Source organism: Streptomyces sp. NBC_00247, from assembly GCF_036188265.1.
Taxonomy (GTDB): domain Bacteria; phylum Actinomycetota; class Actinomycetes; order Streptomycetales; family Streptomycetaceae; genus Streptomyces.
The window spans coordinates 3,859,653-3,882,833 of record NZ_CP108093.1; the positions used below are offsets into that span (position 1 = coordinate 3,859,653).

The window sequence follows — 23,181 nt, forward strand, 5'->3', positions numbered from 1 at the left end:
ACCGGCCCGGTACCACGCGCCCGGGCCGGTACGCATGACGAGAACGGCCCCGGGGCCGCCCGCACGAGCGGGTGGCCCCGGGGCCGCTTTCGTACGCTCGGGGAAGCGGCTACGGGTCGTCGGGGCCGAAGGGCTCGTCGTGCCATCGCCGGTCGGCGGTGCCGTCGCTCGCTCGTGGCGCCATGATGGCGTTCGGCCGGGAGGGCCTTCAGACCAGGCCGCGCAGCCGGGCCAGCAGGGCCGCCGTCCTGCGCCGGGCCGCCCGCTTCAGGCGGAGGACCGTGACGGGGCGTGCGGGCGGGGTGGCGAGGACGGGCGGGGCGCCGTCCGTACTGATGAGGAGGCTGAGCGGCAGCGGGGCGTCGCGCTGCCAGCCGCAGCTGCTGATGCGCACCTTGAGGTCCCATGTCCCGGCGTTGCGACCCGAGTTGAGGGTGTCCGGGGCGATCCGGGCGACGGTGGTGTGGACGGTCCGGAAGGCGCCGGGGGCGTTCGGGTCCGGGACCCGGGTGACGCTGGTCTTCGACGGTACGAAGAACTCCTCCGCGCCGCCCCTGCGCCGGGCCAGCACGTCCATCTTGGCGGTCCTGAGCGCCCTGGTGACGTCCAGTACCTCGGCCGGGATGCCGTCCACCGGGACGGACAACGTGTCCGCCCCGTCCGGGCGGTGGGTGAAGGTGAGCGGGGAGCCGCCGGAGAGCAGTTCGCCGGTGGCGGTGATCTCCTCGGCGGACGGGGCGGAGACGGTGGCCCTGGCGCGGACCGACGCCTCCCAGGCGGCGAGCCCGCGCACCGCGTCGATCCGGTCCTGGACGAGGAGCTCGGCCGCCGCGCGCTGGCGGGCGGGCAGCCCGGCGGCGACTCCCGGGGCGAACCGCTCGGCGACCAGCCCGCGGGCCTCGCGGAAGAAGTCCTCGCGCCACTCCTCGGGGGCGTTCAGGAATCTCTTCCCGCTGAGCCGTTCGACGGTCTCCACCCGGAGCCACCGCCGGTGCAGCCGGTCGCGGACGGCGCCCGGCACGGTGTTCGCGTCGACGATGTCGAGCGCCTCGCGGAGGTTGCCGAAGTAGCCGGCGGGGTCGAAGGTGCGGAAGCCCGCGTTGGAGTGGTCGGGGCGGGCCACGTGGTAGTAGCAGACGTAGTCGGAGAGGACCGAGATCCGCCGGGCGGCGAAGTAGGCGGCCATCACGAAGACGTGGTCCTCCAGCCGGCGTCTGCCCTCGGGGAAGCGCAGCCCGTGCTCCAGCAGGAAGGACCGCCGGAACATCTTGTGCGGGGTGAGGCTGTCGACGAGCGCGCTCTTCTCGGGCCGGGCGTCGGGGAGGTTCCTGCGGAACAGCTCCCGGGGGACGCCCCGGCCCCGGCCGGCCATCCGGCCCACCACGATGTCGGAACCGTTCTCCTCGGCGTAGGCATAAAGCCGTTGCAGCGCCTCGGTGCCGAACCAGTCGTCGTTGTCGGCGAATTGGACGTAGGTTCCCCTGGCGCGCTCGATCCCCAGGTTGCGGGGGCGGGACGGCCAGCCGGAGTTGGGGATGTGCACCACCTGGAAGTGCGCGTGTTCGGCGGCGAGCCGGTCGAGCCGCGCTCCGGTGCCGTCCGTCGAGCCGTCGTCCACGAGGATCACCTCGAAGTCGCCCGGGTCCATCGTCTGGTTGAGCAGGGAGTCGATCAACTCGTCCATGTGGGCACCCGGGTTGTACACGGGGACGACGACGCTGACCTTCGGCGGAGATGAGGAGGCGGCCGGGCTCATGGGTGTGCCTTTCGGGGCGTGCGCGGGCGCACGGAGGGTGGGGCGGGGGCGGCTTGAGGGAGGGCCGGGGGGCGCCGCCCGGGGGCAGGGTCTGCGGTCAGGGCCTGGCGGTGTCGGGGAGCAGGCCGCGGGCGCGCAGTACCCGGCGCTCCACCGGGGTGAAGAGGGCGGACTCCATGACGATGCCGACGGCGAGCACGAGGAGGACGGCGGCGAGCACGAGCGCGGTGTCGTCGTTCTCCTTGCCGGAGTTGAGGAGCCGGCCCACCCCCGGCAGCGGGGTCGCGGTGATCAGCTCGGCGGTCATCAGCGCCCGCCAGCCGAAGGTCCAGCCCTGCCGTAGCGCGGCCACCAGACCGGGCAGCGCGGCCGGCAGCAGGATGTGCCGGACGAGGGCGGGCCCGGTGGCGCCGAGCGACCGCCCGGCCCGCAGCAGCAGCGGCGGAATCTGCCCGAGCGCCCCGGCCACGCCGAGCGCCACGGACGGTACGGCTCCGAGCAGCACCACCGCGTACACCGCCTTCTCGGACTCGCCGAAGACGATGACCCCGAGTGGTACGAGACCGGCGGCGGGGAGCGACTGGAGCGCCGAGAGGACCGGGGCGAGCGCCCCGCGCGCGGCGCGTACCCGGTGGATCAGCAGCCCGAGGAGGGTGCCGAGCACCGCGGAGACCGTGAACCCCCAGGCCGTACGCAGCAGGCTGTGGCCGAGCGCAGGCCACAGCGTGCCGTCCCGCCGCGCGTCGCCCAGGGACGTGGCGACGGCGGCGGGGGAGGGGAGCGTGGCGGAGAGGCCGAGCCTGTGGGCGCCCTGCCAGAGCAGCAGCAGGACGAGCGCGGAGAGGGCAGGGGCGCCCGCCGCATCGCGGAGGCGGGCGGCGCGGCGCCGCGCCTTCCCGCCGGTCGCGGGAGGGCGTACCGGGGTGGTGTCCAGCCGGTCCAGGCCCTCGGTGAGCACGGCGGCTTCGGCCGTCCGTTCCTTCTGTTCAGTGGGCGGGGGCATGGCGCCGGATCTCCTCCCGCAGCCGGGCGGTGATGGCCGTGCTGTCCGCCCCGGCTTCACCGGCCCGCCAGCTGTGGGCGATGCGGCCCGGGCGCGAGGACAGCAGCACGACGCGGGTGGCGAGCCGTACGGCCTCGGGTACCTGGTGGGTGACGAAGACGACGGTGAGCCCGCGCGCTTCCCAGATGCCGAGGAGGACCTCGTGCAGCACGTCGCGGGTGATCGTGTCGAGCGCGGCGAAGGGTTCGTCCATCAGCAGGACCCGGCTGCCCTGTGCGAGCGCGCGGGCCAGCGCGACGCGTTGCCGCATGCCGCCGGAGAGTTCGTGGACGGGCCGGTCGTACGCGTCCGGGAGCCGTACCAGGGCGAGCAGCCGCCGGGCTTCGGCTTCCCGGTCCGCCTTCGGTGACCCGCCGAAGCGGAGGGCGAGTTCGACGTTCCCGCCGGCGGTGAGCCAGGGGAAGAGCGCGTGCTCCTGGAACATCAGGGCGGGCCGCGGCGACGGCAGCGACACCGTGCCCGAGGAGGGGTGCTCCAGCCCGCCGAAGAGACTCAGCAGGGTGGACTTCCCGGAGCCGGACGCGCCCAGCACGCAGAGGAACTCCCCCTGCGCGACGGTGAGATCGATCCGTTCGAGCACCGGTGGCCCGTCGGTCCGGTAGGCGTGCGTGACCTGGTTCAGGGCGAGCGCGGGAGCGGGGGTTCGGCCCGGGGTCGGCACGCGATCACCGGACCATGCCCGCGGTCAGCGTGGCGCCGTCAGCGGGGTCGATGAGGAGGAAGGAACCCGTGCGGCGCGAGGCGGCGTAGGGGTCGGCGGCGAGCGGTTCCGCGGTGCGGAGCCGTATCCGGCCCAGCTCGTTGGTGGTGAGACCGTCCGGCCGGCCGGGCAGGTCCTGGACGATCGCCTTGACCGTACGGGTGGTGTGCTTCAGCAGCACCCGGTCGCCGACGCTCAGGGTGCGGTCGTGCAGGTGGCAGACGTCCGCGTCGACGCTCCGGGTGAGCGCGGGCGCCTCGGCCACCGGGGCGATGAGGTCGCCCCGGCCGATGTCGAGGTCGCCGGCGAGGCGTACGGAGACCGAGTCCAGGGCGTACGCGGCGTCGACGCGGCTGCCGAGCCGGTCGACGGCGGTGACTGTGGAGGTGACGCCGGAGGGGAGGACGACCACCGCGTCTCCGGTACGCAGCTCGCCGGAGGTCAACTGGCCCGCGTAGTAACGGTCGTCGCCGTGCCGGATGACGCAGCTCACGGGGAGCCGGGCGGGCCGGTCCGCCTGGCCGTCGTCGGTGCGGACGGTCTCCAGGTGGTCGAGGAGGGTGGGGCCCGTGTACCAGTCCATGCGCGCGGAACGGTCCACGACGTTGTCACCGGTCAGCGCGGAGACCGGTATGGCGGTGAACCCGCCCAGCGGATGGTCGAGTTCGGCGGCGCACCGGGCGAAGTCCTCGGAGATCCGCAGGAACTCCTTCTCGGACCAGTCGACGAGGTCCATCTTGTTGACGGCGAGGACGACGTGGGGGACGCGCAGGAGGGCGGCGACGGCGGCGTGGCGGCGGGTCTGTTCGACGACGCCGTTGCGGGCGTCGACGAGGACGACGGCGAGTTCGGCGGTGGAGGCGCCGGTGACCATGTTGCGGGTGTACTGCACGTGGCCGGGGGTGTCGGCGAGGATGAACCGGCGCCGGGGGGTGGCGAAGTAGCGGTAGGCGACGTCGATGGTGATGCCCTGCTCGCGCTCGGCGCGCAGGCCGTCGGTGAGGAGCGCGAGGTCGGGGGTGTCCTGGCCGCGGTTGCGGGAGGCGTGCTCGACGGCTTCCAGCTGGTCGGTGAGGACCGACTTGGAGTCGTGGAGCAGGCGGCCGACGAGGGTGGACTTGCCGTCGTCGACGGAGCCGGCGGTGGCGAAGCGCAGCAGTGTGGTCTCGGCCAGTGTTTCGTTCAACGGGTGTGTGGTGGTGGTCATTTAGAAGTACCCCTCGCGCTTGCGGTCTTCCATCGCGGCTTCGCTCATCTTGTCGTCGGCGCGGGTGGCGCCGCGTTCGGTGAGGCGGGAGGCGGCGATCTCGGTGATGACGGCGTCGAGGGTGGTGGCGTCGGAGTCGACGGCTCCGGTGCAGGACATGTCGCCGACCGTGCGGTAGCGCACGAGGCGGGTCTGGGTGGGTTCGGTGTCCTTGGGGCCGCCCCAGTCGCCGGCGGTGAGCCACATGCCGCCGCGGTCGAAGACCTCGCGGTGGTGGGCGAAGTAGATCTCGGGGAGCTGGATGTGTTCGCGCTGGATGTACTGCCAGACGTCGAGTTCGGTCCAGTTGGAGATCGGGAAGACGCGGACGTGTTCGCCGGGGGCGTGGCGGCCGTTGTAGAGCTGCCAGAGTTCGGGGCGCTGGCGGCGGGGGTCCCACTGGGAGAACTCGTCGCGGAGGGAGAAGACGCGTTCTTTGGCGCGGGCCTTCTCCTCGTCGCGGCGTCCGCCGCCGAAGACGGCGTCGAAGCGGTGGTGCTGGATGGCTTCGGTGAGGGGGACGGTCTGGAGGGGGTTGCGGGTGCCGTCGGGGCGTTCGCGCAGGGTGCCGGCGTCGATGTAGTCCTGGACGGAGGCGATGTGCAGGCGCAGTCCGTGGGCGGCGACGGTGCGGTCGCGGTAGTCGAGGACCTCTGGGAAGTTGTGTCCGGTGTCGACGTGCAGGAGCGTGAAGGGGATCGGTGCGGGGGCGAAGGCCTTCAGCGCGAGGTGGAGCATCACGATGGAGTCCTTGCCGCCGGAGAAGAGGATCACCGGCCGCTCGAACTCCCCCGCCACCTCGCGGAAGATGTGCACCGCCTCCGACTCCAGCGAGTCCAGGTGCGAGCGCCTGGGGCCCGTGGTTTCCGGGCCCGTGGTTTCCGGGGGCGTCGCGTGGGTGCCGGTCGTGAGGGTGTCGTTCATGCGGGGTCCTCCCCGTCGTGCGGGACCGGTGCGCCGTGGCGGTCCGGTCCGTCGAGCAGTTCCAGGACGGCGTCGGCCGACTCGGCCACCGTCCGGCGGTGGGCCTCGATCCGCAGATCCGGCGATTCGGGTGCCTCGTACGGGTCGTCCACGCCGGTGAGGCCGCTGATCCGGCCCGCCGCCTGCTGGGCGTACAGCCCCTTCACGTCGCGTACCGAGCAGACGTCCACCGGCGTCGCGACATGGACCTCCAGATAGCGGGTGCCGCTCTTCGCGTGCCGGGCGCGGACCGCCTCGCGGCTGTCGGCGTACGGGGCGATGACCGGGACGACGGTGACGACACCGTTGCGGGCGAGGACCTCGGCGACCAGCCCGATGCGCTGGACGTTGGTGTACCGGTCCTCGCGGGAGAAGCCGAGCCCCGCCGAGAGGAACGTACGGATCTCGTCGCCGTCCAGCACCTCGACCCGGCGGCCCGAGGCGCGCAGCCGCTCCTCGACCGCGCGGGCCACGGTGCTCTTGCCGGAGCTGGGCAGGCCGGTCAGCCACACGGTGGCGCCGCCGGACGGAATGCGGCAGGGATTCAGCACGGGTACCCCCAGGCGCGGGAGATCTCGCGCAGGCGCGCGGGTACTTCTTCGGCGGAAGGCAGAGCGCGGGCCCGCTGGATTCGACCGGATTTGATGTTGTCGCTCCAGTCCCCGATGAATGCCTGGAAAGGGCCGTGGTCCTGCTTCCCGTAATTCAGCATGTCCGGCGTCCATTCGACGCCGATGAATTCGCAGATTTCCTTGGTGACGGCGGCGGGGTCCTCCGTCAATTCCTCGTACCGCACGGTGAGGCCGGGCAGGGCGGCGCGCGCCTCGTGGACGGCGTCCACGTACGTCTTCACCTCGGACACGGTCGCGTCGAGGTCGCGGTCGGGGCGGCCGTTGATGAGCGAACTGACCATGGAGGCCGGGTGGCGGAGGAGGAAGACGAACCGGGCGTCGGGCCAGGCCTCGTGGAGCCGCCGCCAGATGAGGGCGTTGCCCGGCGTCTTGTCGACGATGACGTCTTTGCCGCTGTGCACCAGCTCGCGGTGGAGGACCCGGTCCCAGAGCAGATGTTCCAGTTCTTCCTGGTCAAGGCCGAGTTTGTCCATCGCCTTCTCGCTGTACGCCTTCTGCAGGCGCACCTCCAGGGTGCGCAGGTGCATCTCGTGCGGGGCGCGCACCGACGGGTGGCTGTTGAGCAGTACCCGCAGCAGGGTCGAGCCGGAACGTACGGAGGAGATGACGAAGACGGGGTCCGGAACCAGCCGCGCGCCCCGGGGGGCGGGCCTCGCGGGTGCCGGTCGTCGGGTGGTCGTCGCGCCCACGCGGTTCCTCAGGGCGCGCAACGTCCGGCGGGCCCGGCGGACGGCCGCCCTCACCCGTGGGTCGTGCTGGAGCATTCGGTTCGTACCTCCTCGGACATGCGGAATTCCGCACTGCGTACCCCGAGTTTTATTACGGGTTCATTAAACGGCCGTGATTCGAAACTGTGCGGCGCGTGAGATCTTTCTGAGATATTGATGAGAAAGGGGGTTGTGTTACCGTCGCCTGCGTGCGGAAAGATACAATTCCAGGAGTCGATTTCCGGAACGGGGTGGAGGAATCGCCGCCGTCGCCGGACGGGACGGCGCGGGGCGGGCGAGCCCCGGGGGAGGGCCGTGGGGACCCGGCCGGTCCGACCCGTCTTCTCGTCACCGGCGGAGCGGGCTTCGTCGGTTCCGCGTACGTACGCCATGTGCTGGGCCCCGACGGGCCGGGCGACGTGACCGTCACCGTCCTGGACAAGCTGACCCACGCGGGCACCCTGACCAACCTCACGACCGTGCTCGCCGACCCCCGGTTCGGCTTCGTGCACGGGGACGTCTGCGATCCGGCGGTCGTCGCCCGGCTGGCCGCCCGGCACGACGAGATCGTGCACTTCGCGGCCGAGACGCACGTGGACCGGTCGGTCGACGGTACGGCCGTCTTCGTGTCGACCAACGTGCTCGGTACGCAGACCCTCGCGGAGGCCGCCCTGCGCGGCGGGGTCCGCAGGTTCGTCCACATCTCCACCGACGAGGTGTACGGCCACGGGGGCGCGGGCCCGCGGGCCGAGGACGCCCCGCTCGCCCCCGACTCCCCGTACTCCGCGTCGAAGGCGTCCTCCGACCTGATCGCGCTGGCCCACCACCACACCCACGGACTGGACGTCCGCGTCGTCCGGGCGGCCCGCACCTACGGGCCGCACCAGTTCCCCGAGCACACCGTGCCGTACCTCGTGACCCGTCTGATGGGCGGCCTCGACGTGCCGCGCGGAAGCGGAGGCGGGCGGGCGCGGGACTGGCTGCACGTCGAGGACCACTGCCGGGGCATCGAACTCGCCCGGACCCGGGGGCGCCCCGGCGGTACGTACAACCTCGGCGGTGGCGCGGAGCTGAGCGAGGAGCAGCTGACCGGGCTCCTCGCGGAGCTGTGCGGCGGCCCCCCGGCGGACCGTCGCGCAGAGGCCTCCTCGGGTACGGACGGCGCCCCGCGACCCGGCGCCACCCGGTCGCGCGCCTGTTCGGAACTGGGCTACCGGCCGCGCCGCGCGCTCACCGAGGGGCTCGCCGAGACCACCGCCTGGTACCGGGACAACCGTGCCTGGTGGGAGCCCCTCACCTCCTGACCGGGCCCGGGCTCGGCCCGGCCCGCAGGGAGACGCGTGGGGGTACGGACGGGGGCGCGGCGGGGGCGGCGGGCGCGGCGGGGGTGCGTACGGGGCATTCCGGGCGGGAGTGAACCGGAACGAAGCACTCAACTCGACCTGTTGACGGTTCTCGGACACTTAGACGAGGTCAAGGCAGTGTCCTAACGTCACGTCACTCGGTTAGATGAGTGTGGACACCAGAACGCCTCGGTTCGACGATCAACCCGCCCTGAGCATGACCAAGGTGGACAGCGACCCCGCGCAGGTCATCGTCAACCACGCCAGCTTCCGGGTGCAGCTTCCCCCGGGTCAGCGCGCACGGCTGCGGGGTGCGGCTCCGGTCGGCGCCGCACGCGTCCCGGCGATGAGCGGAGCGGGGGGGCGCAGGAGGGCCCCGGTCGTCTGGAGCGGGAGGTCGGAGCCGGGCGACCCGGGGGCGTCGGGCCTGCTCCAGGCCGTACGCAACTCCTCCACCGGCCACCTGGACGGCCGCACGGCCACCGGTGCCACCCGGCTCGTCCCGCGCCTGGACGAGACGCAGCCCAACCCGGTACTGCCGTCCTCGCGGCGCACGGGCGGCCCGCTCCTCCCGCCCATGCGGCAGGCGGTCGGCGCGTACGACGGGTCCGGCCCCGCGTACGACGGCGCGAGCAGTGGATACGACGGCGGTTTCGACCGGTACGACGAGAAGTTCGGCGACGACCGGTTCGGCGACGACCGGTTCGAGGACGACCCGGACGAGGACCCCGAGGTCCGTGACCGGCGGACCGCCGGCGACTCCGTCCGGCACGCCTACTACCCGGGCCGCCGCATGAACCTCGGCGTCGTCCTCTTCCCGCTCCGCGTCTTCCTCGGCTTCATCTCCATCTACGCGGGCATGGGCAAGCTCAGCGACCCCGTCTTCTTCGACGGCGGCGAACGCGGCTCCATGGTCAAGTGGCTGAACTCGCTCCACCCGTGGGAGACGGCCGAACCGCTGCGCGAAGCCGCCCTCACGCACCCGGTCGGCGCCGGCCTCACCGTCGCCTTCCTGCAGGTCGTCGTCGGTGTGCTCACGGTCCTCGGCCTCTGGCAGCGCGTCGCCGCCGCCTTCGGCGCGCTGCTCTCCGCCGCGCTGCTGGTGACGGTCAGCTGGCACACCGTCGCCGTGTTCGACGCCCCGGACATCATCTTCCTCGCGGCCTGGAGCCCGCTCGTCATCGCGGGCGCCCCGGTCTACTCGGTGGACGCCCGCCTCGCCGGCGAGGCGTGGCGCCGGCTCGGCCCGCGCTCCGGGATCTGGGATCTGCGCAGCCGGGTACTGCGGCGCGGATCGGTCCTGGCGAGCGTGGTCGTCGGACTCACGCTGCTCGTCGGCTCCGTGCTGGGTGGCGCGGTCCGTTCCACCCAGGTCGTGACCGTGCCGGGCCCGAACGAGAAGCCGACCAACCAGCTTCCCGGAGTCCCGCTCCCGGAGGAGACCCCCGAGAAGCCCAAGGCGCCGAAGAAGCCGGTCCGGGAGAACACCCCCGTGCCGTCCCGCTCCGTCGCCCCGGTGACTCCGTCCGCCGAGCGCACCAGCCCGAGCAGCGGGGCCACCGCCGGAGAGACCTCCACCGGTACGGGCGCCGAGCCGAGTGCGACCCAGGGCACCGTCCAGCAGCCCTCGCGGCAGGAGACGCCTCCGCAGGCGCCGCCGTCCACCAGCGCCGGCCCGTCCTCCTCGGGTTCCACCACCGGTGGGGGCGACGGGGGCGGTGCCACCGGCGGCGACTCCTCGGACCCGTCCGACGGCGACAGCGGTGCCGACTCGACCTCCGGCGGCGGCCGGAACCCGCTCGGCGGCCTCCTCGGCTGAGGGCGTACCCGGGTAGTACGTGGCCCCGGATAGCACGGGGAAGAGGTCCCACCGGACGTTCCGGTGGGACCTCTTCCCCGTTCGGGACCGCGTGGGCGTACGGGTACGGGTACGGGTACGGCTCGGGCACCGGGCCTGCGTACGTACGCGAACAGCGCCGTCGCCCCGGCCGGGCGGGCGGGCCGGGTGGGCCGCGGGGGTCAGCCGGAGTGCGCGCCGAGTTCCTTGGCGGCCTCGGTGAGGTCCTTGGCCGTGTCGATGGCCCGCCAGTAGGCGCCCTGCGGCAGCGGGTATCCGGCGAGCAGACGCTCGCGCGCCAGCCGCGGGAAGGTGGTCCGCTCGTGGTCGCCCCGGTCGGGCAGCAGCTCCGTGAAGGCCGGCGAGAACACGTACACGCCGGCGTTGATCAGGTACGGGGACGGCGGCGACTCGATGAAGTCGGTGATGTGCCCGAACGCGTCCGTCTCCACGGCACCCCACGGAATGCGCGGGCGGGCCAGGGCGAGCGTGGCCGTGGCGTCGCGCTCCGCGTGGAACGCGGCCATCTCCCGCAGCGAGAAACGGGTCCAGATGTCGCCGTTCGTGGCGTACCAGGGCTGCTCCGGATCGGGCAGCCGGGCGGCGGCGTACTTCAGCCCACCGCCACGCCCCAGGGGCTCGTTCTCGACGACCGTCATCACGTTCAGCGGGAGGACGGCGGAATCCAGCCACTCCTGGAGCACTTCGGCAAGATGGCCGCAGGAGATCACGACGTCGGTGACGCCCTCGGCGGCCAGCCAGGAAAGCTGATGGCCGATGATCGGGGTCCCGGTGCCCGGGATCTCGACCATCGGCTTGGGGCGGTCATCGGTGTACGGCCGCAGCCGCGACCCCTGGCCACCGGCCAGGACCACGGCTTGCGTCGGATACGTATGCAGCATGCCAGGCACGATATGCCGTGCCGGCCGGTCACGGTCCGCAGAGCGGGTCAGCTGAACTGTGCGACGCCCGAGGCGAACGACGTGTCGCAGACCGGCCGCGAGAAGCGGTGCGCGCGCGTCGGGCCGTACTGCTCGACGGCCGCCTTGCCGAGCGCCTTGGCGATCGACATGCAGTGCCGGGCGAGCGAGGGCTTCTCCTCCACGGCCCGCTGAAGGTCCGTCAGGGCGACGCCCGGGTCCTTCTCCTTGAGTTCGACGAGCAGCTTCTCGCGCAGGATGTCCTGCGGCGCGAGCGGCTTGGCCTTCTGCGACACGGTCGCCGAGGCCGTGGTCAGCAGCTGTGTGTCCGTGTTCGGTGCTGACCACGGCACGCGGGTGACCGCGAGCGTCCCGGACAGGACCATGACGACGGGCAGGACGAAGGCGAGAGTTCGGCCGATTCGGCGCGCGGTGTGGGTCACGCAACGAGCGTAGCGTTCCGTGATGGTACGACGACCTTCCGTCACTCTCGCGGGGGAGAGTTCGAGCGCATTTTTCGAATCCGAGGTTGACGGAGAGGGGCAAAATGCCCCGAGTGGGACCGGTATACACCGCTCAAGCCGGTCCCGGGCGCCAAACCTGCCGGACCGCAGGGGTGCGTACCGACGGTGGCGGGGGTGCGTACTGACGGGTGCGGGGGTGTGCACGACGACGGCCCCGCCTCCTGGGAAGGAGACGGGGCCGTCGGTACGTTCAGCCGCTGCCGGGCGGTCAGGCGCCCGCGCGGTGGTGCTCCCCAGCCCGGGAGCGTGGTCGATCAGGCGGTGAGGCGCTCGCCCGTCGAGGTCGCGAAGACGTGCAGCTCGTCCGGACGCGGGACGACGTGCAGCTTGGTGCCCTTCTCCGGGACGGCACGGCCACCGACGCGGACCACGAGGTCCTTGTGCTGGCCGCCGACCTCGGCGCCGCCGTAGACGAAGCCGTCGGCGCCGAGCTCCTCGACGACGTTGACCGAGACGGCGAGGCCGGCCGGGGCGTCGGCGGAGGCCTTGGAGAGGCCGGTCGCGGCGGCGCCACCGTGCTCGACGATGTCGAAGTGCTCCGGGCGGATGCCGACCGTGACGGTGGTGTCACCACGGTTGGCGGCGGCGGTGAGCGCCTCGCGGGAGACGGGGACGACGCTGTTGCCGAACTTCACGCCACCATCGGTGATCGGGACCTCGATCAGGTTCATCGCGGGGGAGCCGATGAAGCCGGCGACGAAGAGGTTGGCCGGGCGGTCGTACATGTTGCGCGGCGAGTCGACCTGCTGGAGCAGACCGTCCTTGAGGACCGCGACGCGGTCGCCCATGGTGAGGGCCTCGACCTGGTCGTGGGTGACGTACACGGTCGTGATGCCGAGGCGGCGCTGCAGCGAGGCGATCTGCGTACGGGTGGAGACACGGAGCTTGGCGTCGAGGTTCGACAGCGGCTCGTCCATGAGGAAGACCTGCGGCTCACGCACGATGGCGCGGCCCATCGCGACACGCTGACGCTGACCACCGGAGAGCGCCTTCGGCTTGCGGTCCAGGTACTCGGTGAGGTCCAGCATCTTGGCGGCCTCTTCGACCTTCGCCCGGATGTCGGTCTTGTTGACGCCGGCGATCTTGAGCGCGAAGCCCATGTTGTCCGCGACGGTCATGTGCGGGTACAGCGCGTAGTTCTGGAACACCATGGCGATGTCCCGGTCCTTCGGCGGCAGGTGCGTGACGTCGCGGTCACCGATGCGGATGGCGCCGGCGTTGACGTCCTCGAGACCCGCGAGCATGCGCAGGGAGGTCGACTTGCCACAACCGGAGGGACCGACGAGGACGAGGAACTCGCCGTCCGCGATGTCGATCTCGAGCTGGTCCACCGCGGGCTTCGTGGAGCCGGGGTAGATGCGGGACGCCTTGTCGAACGTGACACTGGCCATGCGGATGCTTCTCCTTCACCGGCAGGAACGTGCCGGACGATCCGAGTAACGGAGTGATTTGGTCCACTCGGGTGAACCCGATGCGACGCTACCTGGCGTTTTCCGTTCTGTCTGTAGTTCAGGCCACGTGAATTTCACGTCCTGGACACACGCCGCATTGGTTACACTGCACGGGCACGCGCCCGCGCTCGCCTCCTTAGCTCAGTCCGGCCAGAGCAACGCACTTGTAATGCGTAGGTCGTCGGTTCGAATCCGACAGGGGGCTCGGTGAAACCCCAGGTCACGTAGCCCGTGACCTGGGGTTTTCTGTTCGGTGGACGCGGACGTGCACGGGTGCGGCGCCCGCCCGGTCGCGTCAGTCCAGCCGTACCCGCGGATGCGGGCGGACCCGGCCGTCAGGAGGCCTCGGTCGCTGCGCGCGCCCGCTCGACGAATCGTGCCTGGCATTGCCGGTAGGCGGTTTGCGCAGCGTCGAAGTGGGCGCGGGCGGTCGTGTCCCCGCGGGTGATGTGCCACAGGGACTGGTTGGCTCGCAGTGCGGCGTCCTGAACGGTCCGAGCGGCGTCGGCGGTCGTGGCCGGACCCTCCAGGGCGACGACTCGGACGCTTTGCATGAGGCGTGCGTAGGCCCCGCGCAGTTCGACGCGCAGCTCCTCCAGGCGAGCCAACTGCTGTTGGGGGTCGGGTGTCTCGTGGAAGGCGTCCGAGACGTTCCGGTACAACTCCGCGGTCTCGTGGGAGCGTTGCATCAGATCGAGGTAGGCAGCCCGGCGTAGCTCTCGAACTCGCCCTCGATGCTGGGCCTGGATGGACGCCTCGGCTTGGGCCCGGGCGGCCCGTACGTTCCCCAGGTTGGTGACCCAGCTGGCCAGGACGGCGGTACCGCCGGTCAAAGCGGCGACCCACATCGCACTGTCCCCCATGGCGATCAGTCTCGGTGAGGCGCGGCGCACTGTCGAGGGCGCCTCGCGAGCCGCTCAAGGGGGTTCCTGGTAGCCAGTCCCGGTTGTCCCTCATGCCGACGTGTTCCGGCTCGTACGCACGTGTCCGGGGGGTCATCCGTTCCTGAGGGCGCTCCCGGAGCGTCAAGCTCGACGTCAAGCGAGGACGAGCAGGTCCATCCAGCTGACGGCGGGCTCGTCGGGGTGGTCGGCCGCCGCGCGGCGCAGGTGGGCCAGACCGCGGGCGTAGGCGTGGTCGGGCAGCGCCCTGAGCTTCGAATCGGTGTCGCGGTCCAGACGCTCGGCGAACGCGGTGAGGGTCGGTGCCGCCTCGTGGGGCAGGGAGCGCAGCGTACGGGTGCGGCCGAAGCCCGCTGCCGTGAACGCGGCGGTGACCTCGTCGATGCTGGGGTAGGCGTCGATGCCGGACGCGGTCTCCGGGAAGTAGCGGACGCGCAGGTCGCGGTCGTAGCGGCCGGGGAAGGCGTTGCGGATCAGCACGGGGGCACCCGGTTTGAGCGCGCGGCGCAGTTCGCGGGCGGCCGCAGCCAGGTCGGGCAGATGGTGGACGACCGAACCGAGCCAGGCGGCGTCCGCGCTCGCGTCGGGCACGGGCAGGGCGTCGGCACGTCCGTCGAGTACCTCGATCGCGTCGTCCGCCGGGATGACGGCGCGCATCGCGGCGGCGGGCTCGACAGCGAGGACTCGTACCCCGAACCAGGTGCGGAAGGCGGTGGCGAAGGAGCCGGTGCCGGCGCCGACGTCGAGTACGGTCATGCCTGCCCGCAACGGGACCGTTTCGGCGATCGCCTCGCGCCATGCGGTGAGCCCGTCGAGCGGGATCTCGCGGGCGGTCCGGTAGGCGGCGGCGGTCTGCGCGTCGTACGTGATCTCCGGCATGGGCGGCTTCCTTGGTCGGGGCCCGGGCGAGGGTGTGCAGGACGGCGTCGAGGTCGAAGACCCATGTCACGAGGGCCGTGGAGAAGCGAGTGCCGGCGGAGGCGTGGTCGGCGCGGTTCGATGCCCTGCGGAGCCGCCGCACCGCACCGCGCCGCCCCCGTCACGTACGCGTGGCCCGTCCGCAGGCCGCGTCCTCGCCCGGCTCGGGGACGAGGTCGTCCATGGCCGTGCTCCGGTCGTACGGGTCGACCGCGGGGCCGGACGCCTCGTCCGTGGTGGCGCGATCGTCGGCGAACTCGGGCGCGAAGTAGCCGTGTTGCGGGTCACAGCCGCCGTTGGCGGTGTGCGCGGTGTACGAGACGAGGGAGAAGGTTCCCGGGTCGATCCGCACCTTCGCCGGGTCGGACCAACTCACGACGGTCTCGCGGCGCACGATCGTACGGGCGACCTCGTCGCTTCCGGCGGCGGCGCGTACGAGCGGGTAGACGTAACTGATGTCCGCGGTCACTTCGAGAGCGCCGAGCTTCCCCTCCCCGATGGTGACCCGGCCCCGCGTCTTCACCACGTCGCCGGCGAGGCGCACCTGTGAGGGCCGGAAGCGGCTGAACAGCATCAGCGGGTCGTGGTCCTTGTCGGGAGCCCGGAAGGCGGTCGCCAAGTAGTCCCGCATGTCCTTCTGCTGGGGGTTGATCTGTGCGATCGCGGCTTCGGGACGTTCGCCGCGCAGGGTCGCCGGATCGAGGCTGGTGGCGACGAGGAAGTCCCGCGTCCGGGCCAGTGCGTCGGCGACCTGGGCCTTGGTCATCCAGCCGGTCGCCTTCGCGTCGGGCAGGTGGATTCCCGCGACTCCGTCCTTCCACGCGGCGGCGGGCGAGCCCCGGAACGGTTCTTCGAGCGTGGGGAGTTCACCGGCCCCGTCGGCCGCGGGCGGTGCGGTCGGCCGTGCGGTCTCATCGGCGAGCGGGGTGGTGACGCCGGCCACGCTCCCGTCGGCCGAGGAGCCTTTGGAGAAGTCCCCGGAGAACCAGCCGGCAACCCGGTTCGGGGCGACCGCCACGACCAACAGGGCTACGGACACCAGGATTCCGACCGCGTACCAGCCCGTGCGCCGTCGTTTCGGGGCGGGTTGGTACGAACGCCAGGCGTCCGGCCGGTCCGGTGCTTCGGCCAGCCGCCGGGTGACCATCCGTGCCCTCGCGGACGGTTCCTTGGGGGCGTCGCGCACCCCGGCCTCGGAATCCCGCAGGAAGCGCTCCCACTCCTCGTCCGGTATGGACGCCCCGTCCTTGTTCACGCCGTTCTCCCCTTGTGCGCGGCCAGTTCGCCTGCAGCCGTTTCGATCTCAGCGCATCATCACACGGGGCGGTGACACGGGCAGTGGCACGGTGCGCCGAGGGCCGGGGGAGGATGCCGGTATGAACTCGGACACGCACCTCACGCACATCGCCGCCCCGGCAGGAGTCGCCCCCGCCACCGGATACACGCACGTCGTCACGGGCCCCGGACAGTGGGTCGCGATCTCCGGCCAGGTCTCTCTGGACGAGAACGGGGAGGTCGTCGGGCCCGGCGACCCCGAGGTCCAGGCGCGGCAGGTCTTCGAGAACCTCAACCGGTGCCTCGCGGCGGCCGGCGCGACGTTCGCGGACGTCGTGAAGCTGAGCTACTTCGTCACCGACGTGGCGTACCTGCCGGCGGTGCGCGCGGTGCGTGATCTGTACGTCGATGTGGAGCGCAGGCCCGCCAGTTCGGCGGTACAGGTGGTCGCCCTGTACCGCCCCGAACTGGTCATGGAGGTGGAGGCGTTCGCGGTGGTCAGGCCGTAGGGCCTTTCGGAACGCGCCCCGGGCGCCGGAGCCGACGTCCGGCCGCTCAGGCGCGGGCGGGCGTGGTGGTGAGGTAGTCGGCCAGGGCGGCCAGCAGGAGGTCGACGTCCTCCTCGCTGCTGTACGGCGCCAGGCCGACGCGCAGGCCGCCCCCGTCGCCGAGGCCGAGGTGGCGGGAAGCCTCCAGGGCGTAGAAGGAGCCCGCGGGGGCGTCTACACCGCGCGCGGCCAGGTGGCGTGAGGCGTCAGCGGCCGAGCGGCCCGGGAAGGTGAGCAGCAGCGTCGGGGTGCGCAGGGCGGCGCGGGAGTGGAGGGTGACGCCGTCGAGTGTCGCGAGCCCGGTCTCGATGCGTACGCGCAGAGCGTCCTCGTGGGTTTCGATCGCCTCGAAGGCGGCGGCCAGGCGTTCCCGGCGGGAGCCGCCGGGCGCTGTGGGCGCCAGGGTCGCGAGGAAGTCCACGGCGGCTCGGGCCGCGGCCAGCGACTCGTACGGCAGGGTGCCCAGTTCGAAGCGTTCCGGGACGGCGTCGGTGGACGGGAGCAGCTTGTCGGGGTGCAGGGTCTCCAGGAGTTCGGGGCGGCTCGCGAGTACGCCGAGGTGCGGGCCGAGGAACTTGTACGGCGAGCAGACCAGGAAGTCCGCACCGATGGCGGTGAGATCGACCGGGGCGTGTGCCGCGAGGTGTACGGCGTCCACGTGCAGCAGAGCGCCCGCGCGGTGTACGAGGCCGGCGACAGCGGGCAGGTCGGGGCGGGTGCCGACGAGATTGGACGCGCCGGTGACGGCGACCAGCCGGGTCCGGTCGCTGAGCGCGTCAGAGATGTGATGGAGTGTCAGGTCAGCGGTGGCTGGGTCGAATTCGGCCCACCGTACCGTCGCCCCCGCCGCCTCGGCAGCCTGGATCCACGGGCGGATGTTGGAGTCGTGGTCGAGGCGGCTGACGACCACCTCGTCGCCCGGGCCCCAGTTCTTGGCGAGGGTCCGCGCGAGGTCGTAGGTGAGCTGGGTGGAGCTGCGTCCGAAGACGATGCCGCGCGGGTCCGCGCCCAGCAGGTCGGCGAGGGCGGAGCGGGCGCCGGAGACGATCGCCTCGGCGTTGCGCTCGCCCTCGTTCTGGACGCCCCGCACGGCGAGGGGGTGGGCCAGCGCGTGGACGATGGCGTCGATCACCGGCTGCGGGGTCTGCGTACCCCCGGGGGCGTCGAAGCGCGCCGAGCCGGACTTCAGGGCGGGGATCTGCGCGCGGATCGCGTGGACGTCGTAGGACATGCGTGCTCCGGAGAGGTGGGCGGCGGGCCCGCGGGGCCCGGAGGCGGCGTACGGATGCGGCCCCGGACACCGATGGTGCCTGGTGGGGGCGGTGAGCGCGCGGCCGGGGGCGGGGGCGGGCTCCCGGCGGGACCGGGGTGGCTGGGAGGATGACGGGCCAGGTCGTGTGTCGAAAGTCCCGCCTGTCCTCCGGACGGACGGCGCTGCTTTCGACACACGCCCTCGCGCGGCGGTCCGAGGAAAGGGCGGAACCCCATGAGGGAAGAAGAAGGGGGAACTCCATGAGCACCGGCAGAGACCCCGTGAGCCCCGGCAGCGACTCCGTGAGCACCGGCAGAGACCCCGTGAGCACCGGCATCGCGCGTACGCCCTCGACCGGGGCCCCGCTTTCCGGCGCCGCAGCCGTCGCCCCCGGGGACGATCCCGCGCATGCCGTCGTGCCGCCGACACCGGCGGGCGGCACGGTCGTCCTGCTCAACGGCACGTCCAGCTCGGGCAAGTCGAGCATCGCCCGGGAGCTCATGGCGACGCTCGACGGGAGCTGGTTCCACCTGCCGGTGGACGCGTTCCACGCGATGCGGGGCGGGAGCGCCCTGCCGGACGGGGGGCTTCAGGCCGAGATCGACCGGACGGTCAAAGGGTTTCACCGCGCGGTGGCCGGGATGGCCGCGGCGGGGAACAACGTGGTGGTCGACTGCCCCCTCAGCCGTCGCTGGCGGTTGCTCGACCTGCTCGGGCTGCTGGTGCCGCGGGACACCGTGCTGGTGGCGGTCCGCTGTCCGCTGCCGGAGCTGGAGCGCAGGGAGGCGGAGCGTGGGGACCGGACGCCGGGGTTGGCGGCGCTCCAGTTCCCGGTCGTCCACGCGCACGGTCCACATGACCTCGATGTCGACACGGCGGAGTCCGGCCCGGAGGAGTGCGCCCGGCGCATCCGTGAGTTCCTGGCGGTGCGCCCGCGCCCCACGGCGTTCGAAGCGCTCCGGCGTACGTATGTTCCGGCCTCAGCCTGACCGCGTGGGCGCGCCCCGGCCGGTTCCGGCCCGCTGCCTCAGCGGGCGGCGGCCAGTAGTGCCGGCAGGGCGCGCATGTCGTCGAAGACGACGGTGCCGGGGCCTTCGAGGCGGGTCGCCGGGGTGAGGCCGCCGCTGTAGCCGAAGGCCCGCATGCCGGCGGCACGGGCGGCGGCGACCCCGTACGCGCTGTCCTCGATCACCGCGCACCGCGCCGGGTCCGCGCCCAGGGTCCGGGCCGCGTGCAGGAAGAGGTCGGGGGCGGGCTTGCCCAGGGCGACGTCGGAGGCGCTGAAGACGCGGCCCTCGAAGTGGTGGCTCAGGGCGGTCGTGGTCAGGCTGCGGTGGATGGAGCGGTGGGAGCCGTTGGAGGCGAGGCAGTACGGGGTGGTGAGCGCGGCGAGCACCTCGGGGATGCCGTCCACGGGGGTCAGGTCGGCGAGCGCGGCGCGGTACAGGTGGGTGTAGGGCTCGTCCCAGTCGTCGGCCAGCGGCCTGCCGATGCGTTCCTCCACCGCGGCCCGCAGCACCTCCACGGAGGAGCCCACGAACCGTTCGATGATCTCGGCCTCGGTGAACGGCGCGCCCAGCTCCGCCATGACGAGCGCGTCCACCGTGACGTAGATGCGCTCGCTGTCGACCAGAACACCGTCGCAGTCGAAGATCACCAGGTCGAAGGCGTCGGAGGGGTTCGCTGTCATGACGGCAGCGTAGGGCGCGGGGGCGGCGGGCGGTAGCCGTGGGGAACCCGGCGCCGCACCCGCGCCGCCGCCCTCAGCCCCTGCCGGTGATCCGGTCCGCCACCCGGGCCAGCGGGTCGGAGTCCGCACGCGAGGACGCGGTCTCCCGGCGGTCGGCGGCCCGATGGGCCGCGTACGCGCCGTGGACGCCGAGCCAGCGCAGCGGTTCGGGTTCCCAGCGGCGCACCCGGTGGTCGACCCACGGCAGCGCGGTCAGCTCCGTCGGGCCCGCCTGCCCGGAGTCCTGCCGGATCAGGTCGCGCAGGGTGCGGGCGGCGAGGTTGGCGGTGGCGACGCCCGAGCCGGCGTAGCCGCCCGCCCAGCCGAGGCCGGTGGAGCGGTCCAGGGTGACCGTCGCGCACCGGTCGCGCGGGACGCCGAGCACCCCCGACCAGGCGTGGTCGACGGCGACGCCGGCGGCGGCGGGGAAGAAACGGACGAGGACCCGGCGCAGCGCCTCGACCGTCGCGGGGGCGGTGCGCCCGTCGTCGTCGGTCTTCGAGCCGAAGCGGTACGGGACGCCGCGACCGCCGAGCGCGATCCGGTCGTCGGGGGTGCGCTGGGCGTACGTGGAGGAGTGCGCCATGTCCCCGAGGGTCTCCCGGCCCTCCCAGCCGAGGGTCTCCCAGAGGGCGGCCGGCAGGGGTTCGGTGACGATCATCGAGGAGTTCATCGGGAGCCAGGTGCGCCGGTGGCCCTTGACGCCGGCGGTGTACCCCTCGGTGCAGCGCAGGACGTAGGGCGCGCGGACGGTGCCGTACGGAGTGACGGCGTGCTTGGGCCGGATCTCGGTGACCGGGGTGGACTCGTGGACGGTGACGCCGAGCGCCTCGACGGCCGCCGCGAGCCCGTTGACCAGTCGTACCGGGTGGAGGCGGGCGCCGTGCGGGGTCCAGGTGGAGCCGACCGCGCCGTTGACCTTGATCCGTTCGGCGGTCTCGCGGGCACCGCGCAGCACCCGGTCCCGCTCGCCGAAGGCGATCTCGACGGAGTGGTAGTCCTTGAGCCGGGCGAGTTGGGCCGGGGTGCGGGCGACTTCGAGGAGGCCGCCCCGGTGGATGCCGGCGTCGATCTTCTCCTCGGCGGCGACCCGTACGACCTCACCGACCGAGTCGTTCATGGCCCGTTGGAGCCGTACGGCGGCCTCGTGGCCGTGCAGCTTCGCGTAGCGGTCGCGGCCGGCGAAGCCGTTGTGGAGCCGCCCGCCGTTGCGGCCGGAGGCGCCGTATCCGCAGAACTTGGCTTCCAGCACGGTGATGTGGAGGAAGGGGACGGCCTTCTTCAGGTAGTACGCCGTCCAGAGCCCGGTGTAACCGCCGCCGACGATGCATACGTCGGTCCGGGTGTCGCCGGGCAGGGGCTCGCGAGGCGCGGGGATGCCCGCCTGCGCGAACCAGAACGATATGCCGCCGTCGGTGGTCTCCCGGCGGGGCTCGGCGGTTCTGTCGCTGCTCATGCTGCCTCTGCTGTCCGGTGCGCCGGGGAGGTCCGGTGCGTCGTCGGGGAGACGCGGTGCGCCGTCGGAAAGACGCGGTGCGTCGTGGGGAAGGTGCGGTGCCTTGTCGGGGGAGGTCCGGTGCGTCGGGGGACGGTACGCACCGGAAGTGCCGCTCGATGCGGGAGATTACTGGGCCGCGGCCCGTCCCGTCTCGCGGGGGCGGCGCCCACCCGGCGGACGTACGAGGCGTGCGGGGTGACGCGGCCTCCGGGTCAGCGGGTAGCAGGCCAGTCCGGCGAGGGCCGCCGTGAAGCGGCCGAGATCGGTCACGTCGGGCCAGGCGCACAGCGGGACCCCGCAGAAGACGAGGACGGCGAAGGCGTACACGTACCGCCAGACCCGCGGCAGCCGGTACGTGAGCACCGCCGCGATCCCCGCGAGTCCCTGATCGGTGGCGTACACCAGGGAGTTGGCCGTGGAGGCCGGTGCGTGCCCGTGCCGTACCGCCCACAGCAGTACGGCCTGGGCGAGCAGCCCGGCCGGCAGGTACGCGACGGCGACCACCGCGCACCACCGCAGTGTCCCCAGCCAGTGTTCGGCGGGCGCGTGGAAGAGGGTGAAGAGCACCGCGCAGAGCGCCCAGTGCCCGCCCTGCGGCAACCACAGCAGACCGGCGAGGAGCACGCGGAACGGCCGGTCCCCGAGGGCGTGCGGGTCGGTGGTCGCGGGCAGCCGGACGAACTCCTCGGCCGCGGGCAGCAGCGGACCCAGCAGGTGGGAGGTGACGAGGAGGACCGTCAACCAGACGTACGTGCCCGGGGCTCGGGCCATCCAGCCGCCGATCGTGGAGGCGACGGCTTCGGCCGGGCGGTTTCGCTCCATGGAACCGATTGACGCACGGTCCTACGATCGGAGGCGTGAGCGACATCCCGGAAGAAATGATCGCCACCCAGACCATGTTCAACGGGGCGGCCGGACGGGCCTTCACCGACGCCCTGCCGGAGCTGGCCGGGCGATACCTGCGGGAGTGGGGGCTGCGCGTCGACGGCCCGCCGATGTACGGGATGTGCGCGCTGGTCCTGCCGGTCGTCCGGGCCTCCGGGGGCCCGGAAGGCTCCCGGGGAGGTGGGCCGGGCGGCCTCCCGGCCCCGCTTCCCGCCGGCCTCCCGGGCGGTCCGCCGGCCGTGCTCCCCTCCGGCCTCCAAGACGGCCTCCCGGCCCCGCTTCCCGCCGGCCTCCCGGGCGCGCTGAAACTCCAGCTGCTGGACGAGGAGTCGGAGGGCGAGGCGCTCGCGCTGCGGGCGTGGGGCCGGGCGGGGTCCGGGACGGTCGCGCTGCTCGCCCACGACCCGGAGACCGGCGCGATGCTGCTGGAGCGCCTGGACGAGAACCGCCCCTTGTCGGCGGTCCCCGACACCCGGGAAGCGGTGGGCGTCCTCGGGGAGGTGCTGGCCCGGCTGGTGGCGGTCCCCGCGCCGCAAGGGCTGCGCACCCTCGCGGACATGGCGGCACGGATGCTGACGGAGGTGCCCCGCGTGCTGGCCGTGCTCGCCGACGACGAGGAGCGGCGGCTGGTCGCGGACTGCGCGGCGGCGCTGCGCGAGGTGGCCGGCGAACCGGGAGACCGGCTGCTCCACTGGGACCTGCACTACGACAACGTCCTGGCCGGCCGGCCCGGCACGGAGCGCGAGCACGAGTGGGTCGCGCTGGACCCGAAGCCCCTGGCGGGCGATCCCGGCTTCGAGCTCTTCCCCGCCCTCGACAACCGCTTCGAACCCGAAGAGATCCTCTGGCGCTTCGACGCCCTCAGCGAGGCGCTCGGCCCCGGCTACGACCGGGAGCGGGCGCGCGCCTGGACCCTGGGCCGGGTCCTCCAGAACGTCCTCTGGCACAGCAGGCCGGGCACGCACACCCTCGCCCCGGACCACGCCGAGATCGCCCGGCGGCTGCTGGGCCGGTGACATCGGGTCACCGTAG

General features: G+C 72.7%; 22 protein-coding genes and 1 tRNA gene. 6 read left to right on the forward strand and 17 right to left on the reverse strand.

Going from position 1 to position 23,181, the window contains the following annotated elements:
* Positions 1-208 precede the first annotated feature (208 nt).
* The 7 genes from OHT52_RS16490 to OHT52_RS16520 all read right to left on the reverse strand — a co-directional run bounded on the left by OHT52_RS16490 (position 209) and on the right by OHT52_RS16520 (position 7,049).
* Positions 209-1,756 carry a glycosyltransferase family 2 protein gene (locus OHT52_RS16490; RefSeq protein WP_328720947.1) on the reverse strand — a complete coding sequence of 516 codons (1,548 nt, stop codon included), beginning with the start codon at positions 1,754-1,756 and terminating at the stop codon, positions 209-211.
* A 97-nt stretch (positions 1,757-1,853) separates the two neighbouring features.
* Positions 1,854-2,759: an ABC transporter permease gene (locus OHT52_RS16495; protein WP_328720949.1), complete on the reverse strand. Its 906-nt coding sequence runs from the start codon at positions 2,757-2,759 to the stop codon at positions 1,854-1,856.
* The gene (locus tag OHT52_RS16500) at positions 2,743-3,480 is read right to left on the reverse strand and encodes an ABC transporter ATP-binding protein (RefSeq protein WP_443046591.1); all 738 of its coding nucleotides are present in this window, start codon (positions 3,478-3,480) and stop codon (positions 2,743-2,745) included. The genes OHT52_RS16495 and OHT52_RS16500 overlap by 17 nt, the downstream gene beginning before the upstream one ends.
* 4 nt (positions 3,481-3,484) lie before the next feature.
* A complete protein-coding gene (locus OHT52_RS16505) occupies positions 3,485-4,726 on the reverse strand; it encodes a sulfate adenylyltransferase subunit 1 (protein WP_328720951.1) in 1,242 nt (413 codons plus the stop codon).
* On the reverse strand, positions 4,727-5,689 hold the full coding sequence (gene cysD / locus OHT52_RS16510; protein WP_328720953.1) for a sulfate adenylyltransferase subunit CysD: 963 nt from the start codon (positions 5,687-5,689) through the stop codon (positions 4,727-4,729). It abuts the gene before it with no gap.
* Positions 5,686-6,279, reverse strand: a complete 594-nt coding sequence (gene cysC, locus OHT52_RS16515; protein ID WP_328720955.1) for an adenylyl-sulfate kinase — start codon at positions 6,277-6,279, stop codon at positions 5,686-5,688. Before cysC ends, cysD begins: the two co-directional genes overlap by 4 nt.
* Positions 6,273-7,049 (reverse strand): sulfotransferase family protein, encoded by a 777-nt coding sequence (locus OHT52_RS16520; RefSeq protein WP_328720957.1) that lies wholly within the window; start codon positions 7,047-7,049, stop codon positions 6,273-6,275. The genes cysC and OHT52_RS16520 overlap by 7 nt, the downstream gene beginning before the upstream one ends.
* Before the next feature lie 227 nt (positions 7,050-7,276).
* Between OHT52_RS16520 and OHT52_RS16525 the strand changes: the two genes are divergently transcribed.
* Together OHT52_RS16525 and OHT52_RS16530 are read left to right on the forward strand one after the other, a co-directional pair.
* Complete coding sequence (locus OHT52_RS16525) at positions 7,277-8,371, forward strand: dTDP-glucose 4,6-dehydratase (RefSeq protein ID WP_328720959.1); 1,095 nt, start codon at positions 7,277-7,279, stop codon at positions 8,369-8,371.
* A 205-nt stretch (positions 8,372-8,576) separates the two neighbouring features.
* Entirely contained in the window at positions 8,577-10,229 is a 1,653-nt protein-coding gene (locus OHT52_RS16530) for a DoxX family membrane protein (protein WP_328720961.1), read from the forward strand.
* 200 nt (positions 10,230-10,429) lie between these two features.
* Here the strand turns inward: OHT52_RS16530 and OHT52_RS16535 are convergent, their stop codons facing one another.
* The 3 genes from OHT52_RS16535 to OHT52_RS16545 all read right to left on the reverse strand — a co-directional run bounded on the left by OHT52_RS16535 (position 10,430) and on the right by OHT52_RS16545 (position 13,082).
* Positions 10,430-11,146, reverse strand: a complete 717-nt coding sequence (locus OHT52_RS16535) for a nucleotidyltransferase family protein (RefSeq protein WP_328723765.1) — start codon at positions 11,144-11,146, stop codon at positions 10,430-10,432.
* 50 nt (positions 11,147-11,196) lie between these two features.
* Positions 11,197-11,610, reverse strand: a complete 414-nt coding sequence (locus OHT52_RS16540; RefSeq protein ID WP_328720963.1) for a hypothetical protein — start codon at positions 11,608-11,610, stop codon at positions 11,197-11,199.
* Between the two features lie 335 nt (positions 11,611-11,945).
* Positions 11,946-13,082, reverse strand: a complete 1,137-nt coding sequence (locus tag OHT52_RS16545) for an ABC transporter ATP-binding protein (protein ID WP_328720965.1) — start codon at positions 13,080-13,082, stop codon at positions 11,946-11,948.
* 190 nt (positions 13,083-13,272) lie between these two features.
* On the opposite strand from OHT52_RS16545, the gene OHT52_RS16550 reads away from it, so the two are divergent.
* A tRNA-Thr gene (locus OHT52_RS16550) sits at positions 13,273-13,347 on the forward strand.
* Between the two features lie 130 nt (positions 13,348-13,477).
* Here the strand turns inward: OHT52_RS16550 and OHT52_RS16555 are convergent.
* The 3 genes from OHT52_RS16555 to OHT52_RS16565 all read right to left on the reverse strand — a co-directional run bounded on the left by OHT52_RS16555 (position 13,478) and on the right by OHT52_RS16565 (position 16,217).
* A complete protein-coding gene (locus OHT52_RS16555; protein WP_328720967.1) occupies positions 13,478-14,005 on the reverse strand; it encodes a hypothetical protein in 528 nt (175 codons plus the stop codon).
* 174 nt (positions 14,006-14,179) lie between these two features.
* Positions 14,180-14,923, reverse strand: a complete 744-nt coding sequence (locus OHT52_RS16560) for a class I SAM-dependent methyltransferase (RefSeq protein WP_328720969.1) — start codon at positions 14,921-14,923, stop codon at positions 14,180-14,182.
* Between the two features lie 160 nt (positions 14,924-15,083).
* Entirely contained in the window at positions 15,084-16,217 is a 1,134-nt protein-coding gene (locus OHT52_RS16565; protein ID WP_328720971.1) for a hypothetical protein, read from the reverse strand.
* Between the two features lie 121 nt (positions 16,218-16,338).
* Between OHT52_RS16565 and OHT52_RS16570 the strand changes: the two genes are divergently transcribed.
* Positions 16,339-16,746, forward strand: coding sequence for a RidA family protein (locus OHT52_RS16570; RefSeq protein ID WP_328720973.1), 408 nt, complete (start codon positions 16,339-16,341; stop codon positions 16,744-16,746).
* A gap of 46 nt (positions 16,747-16,792) precedes the next feature.
* Here OHT52_RS16570 and OHT52_RS16575 read toward each other — a convergent pair whose 3' ends face one another.
* Entirely contained in the window at positions 16,793-18,016 is a 1,224-nt protein-coding gene (locus tag OHT52_RS16575) for a cysteine desulfurase-like protein (RefSeq protein ID WP_328720975.1), read from the reverse strand.
* A gap of 281 nt (positions 18,017-18,297) precedes the next feature.
* On the opposite strand from OHT52_RS16575, the gene OHT52_RS16580 reads away from it, so the two are divergent.
* Entirely contained in the window at positions 18,298-19,026 is a 729-nt protein-coding gene (locus tag OHT52_RS16580) for a chloramphenicol phosphotransferase CPT family protein (RefSeq protein WP_328720977.1), read from the forward strand.
* Positions 19,027-19,064: 38 nt separating this feature from the next.
* Here OHT52_RS16580 and OHT52_RS16585 read toward each other — a convergent pair whose 3' ends face one another.
* The 3 genes from OHT52_RS16585 to OHT52_RS16595 form a co-directional block, all read right to left on the reverse strand.
* On the reverse strand, positions 19,065-19,727 hold the full coding sequence (locus tag OHT52_RS16585; protein WP_328720979.1) for an HAD-IA family hydrolase: 663 nt from the start codon (positions 19,725-19,727) through the stop codon (positions 19,065-19,067).
* A 73-nt stretch (positions 19,728-19,800) separates the two neighbouring features.
* Positions 19,801-21,222 carry an NAD(P)/FAD-dependent oxidoreductase gene (locus tag OHT52_RS16590; RefSeq protein ID WP_328720981.1) on the reverse strand — a complete coding sequence of 474 codons (1,422 nt, stop codon included), beginning with the start codon at positions 21,220-21,222 and terminating at the stop codon, positions 19,801-19,803.
* 168 nt (positions 21,223-21,390) lie between these two features.
* Entirely contained in the window at positions 21,391-22,086 is a 696-nt protein-coding gene (locus OHT52_RS16595; protein WP_328720983.1) for a rhomboid-like protein, read from the reverse strand.
* A 35-nt stretch (positions 22,087-22,121) separates the two neighbouring features.
* Between OHT52_RS16595 and OHT52_RS16600 the strand changes: the two genes are divergently transcribed.
* A complete protein-coding gene (locus tag OHT52_RS16600; protein WP_328720984.1) occupies positions 22,122-23,165 on the forward strand; it encodes an aminoglycoside phosphotransferase family protein in 1,044 nt (347 codons plus the stop codon).
* The last annotated feature ends 16 nt before the right edge of the window (positions 23,166-23,181 follow it).

Coding starts and splice junctions, on each gene's coding strand:
- OHT52_RS16570 (WP_328720973.1), top strand. CDS start 16,339: ATGAACTCGGACACGCACCTCACGCACATCGCCGCCCCGGCAGGAGTC.
- OHT52_RS16595 (WP_328720983.1), bottom strand. CDS start 22,086: ATGGAGCGAAACCGCCCGGCCGAAGCCGTCGCCTCCACGATCGGCGGC.
- cysD (WP_328720953.1), bottom strand. CDS start 5,689: ATGAACGACACCCTCACGACCGGCACCCACGCGACGCCCCCGGAAACC.
- OHT52_RS16555 (WP_328720967.1), bottom strand. CDS start 14,005: ATGGGGGACAGTGCGATGTGGGTCGCCGCTTTGACCGGCGGTACCGCC.
- OHT52_RS16530 (WP_328720961.1), top strand. CDS start 8,577: ATGAGTGTGGACACCAGAACGCCTCGGTTCGACGATCAACCCGCCCTG.
- OHT52_RS16490 (WP_328720947.1), bottom strand. CDS start 1,756: ATGAGCCCGGCCGCCTCCTCATCTCCGCCGAAGGTCAGCGTCGTCGTC.
- OHT52_RS16545 (WP_328720965.1), bottom strand. CDS start 13,082: ATGGCCAGTGTCACGTTCGACAAGGCGTCCCGCATCTACCCCGGCTCC.
- OHT52_RS16575 (WP_328720975.1), bottom strand. CDS start 18,016: ATGTCCTACGACGTCCACGCGATCCGCGCGCAGATCCCCGCCCTGAAG.
- OHT52_RS16495 (WP_328720949.1), bottom strand. CDS start 2,759: ATGCCCCCGCCCACTGAACAGAAGGAACGGACGGCCGAAGCCGCCGTG.
- OHT52_RS16580 (WP_328720977.1), top strand. CDS start 18,298: ATGAGCACCGGCAGAGACCCCGTGAGCCCCGGCAGCGACTCCGTGAGC.
- OHT52_RS16585 (WP_328720979.1), bottom strand. CDS start 19,727: ATGACAGCGAACCCCTCCGACGCCTTCGACCTGGTGATCTTCGACTGC.
- OHT52_RS16560 (WP_328720969.1), bottom strand. CDS start 14,923: ATGCCGGAGATCACGTACGACGCGCAGACCGCCGCCGCCTACCGGACC.
- OHT52_RS16590 (WP_328720981.1), bottom strand. CDS start 21,222: ATGAGCAGCGACAGAACCGCCGAGCCCCGCCGGGAGACCACCGACGGC.
- OHT52_RS16505 (WP_328720951.1), bottom strand. CDS start 4,726: ATGACCACCACCACACACCCGTTGAACGAAACACTGGCCGAGACCACA.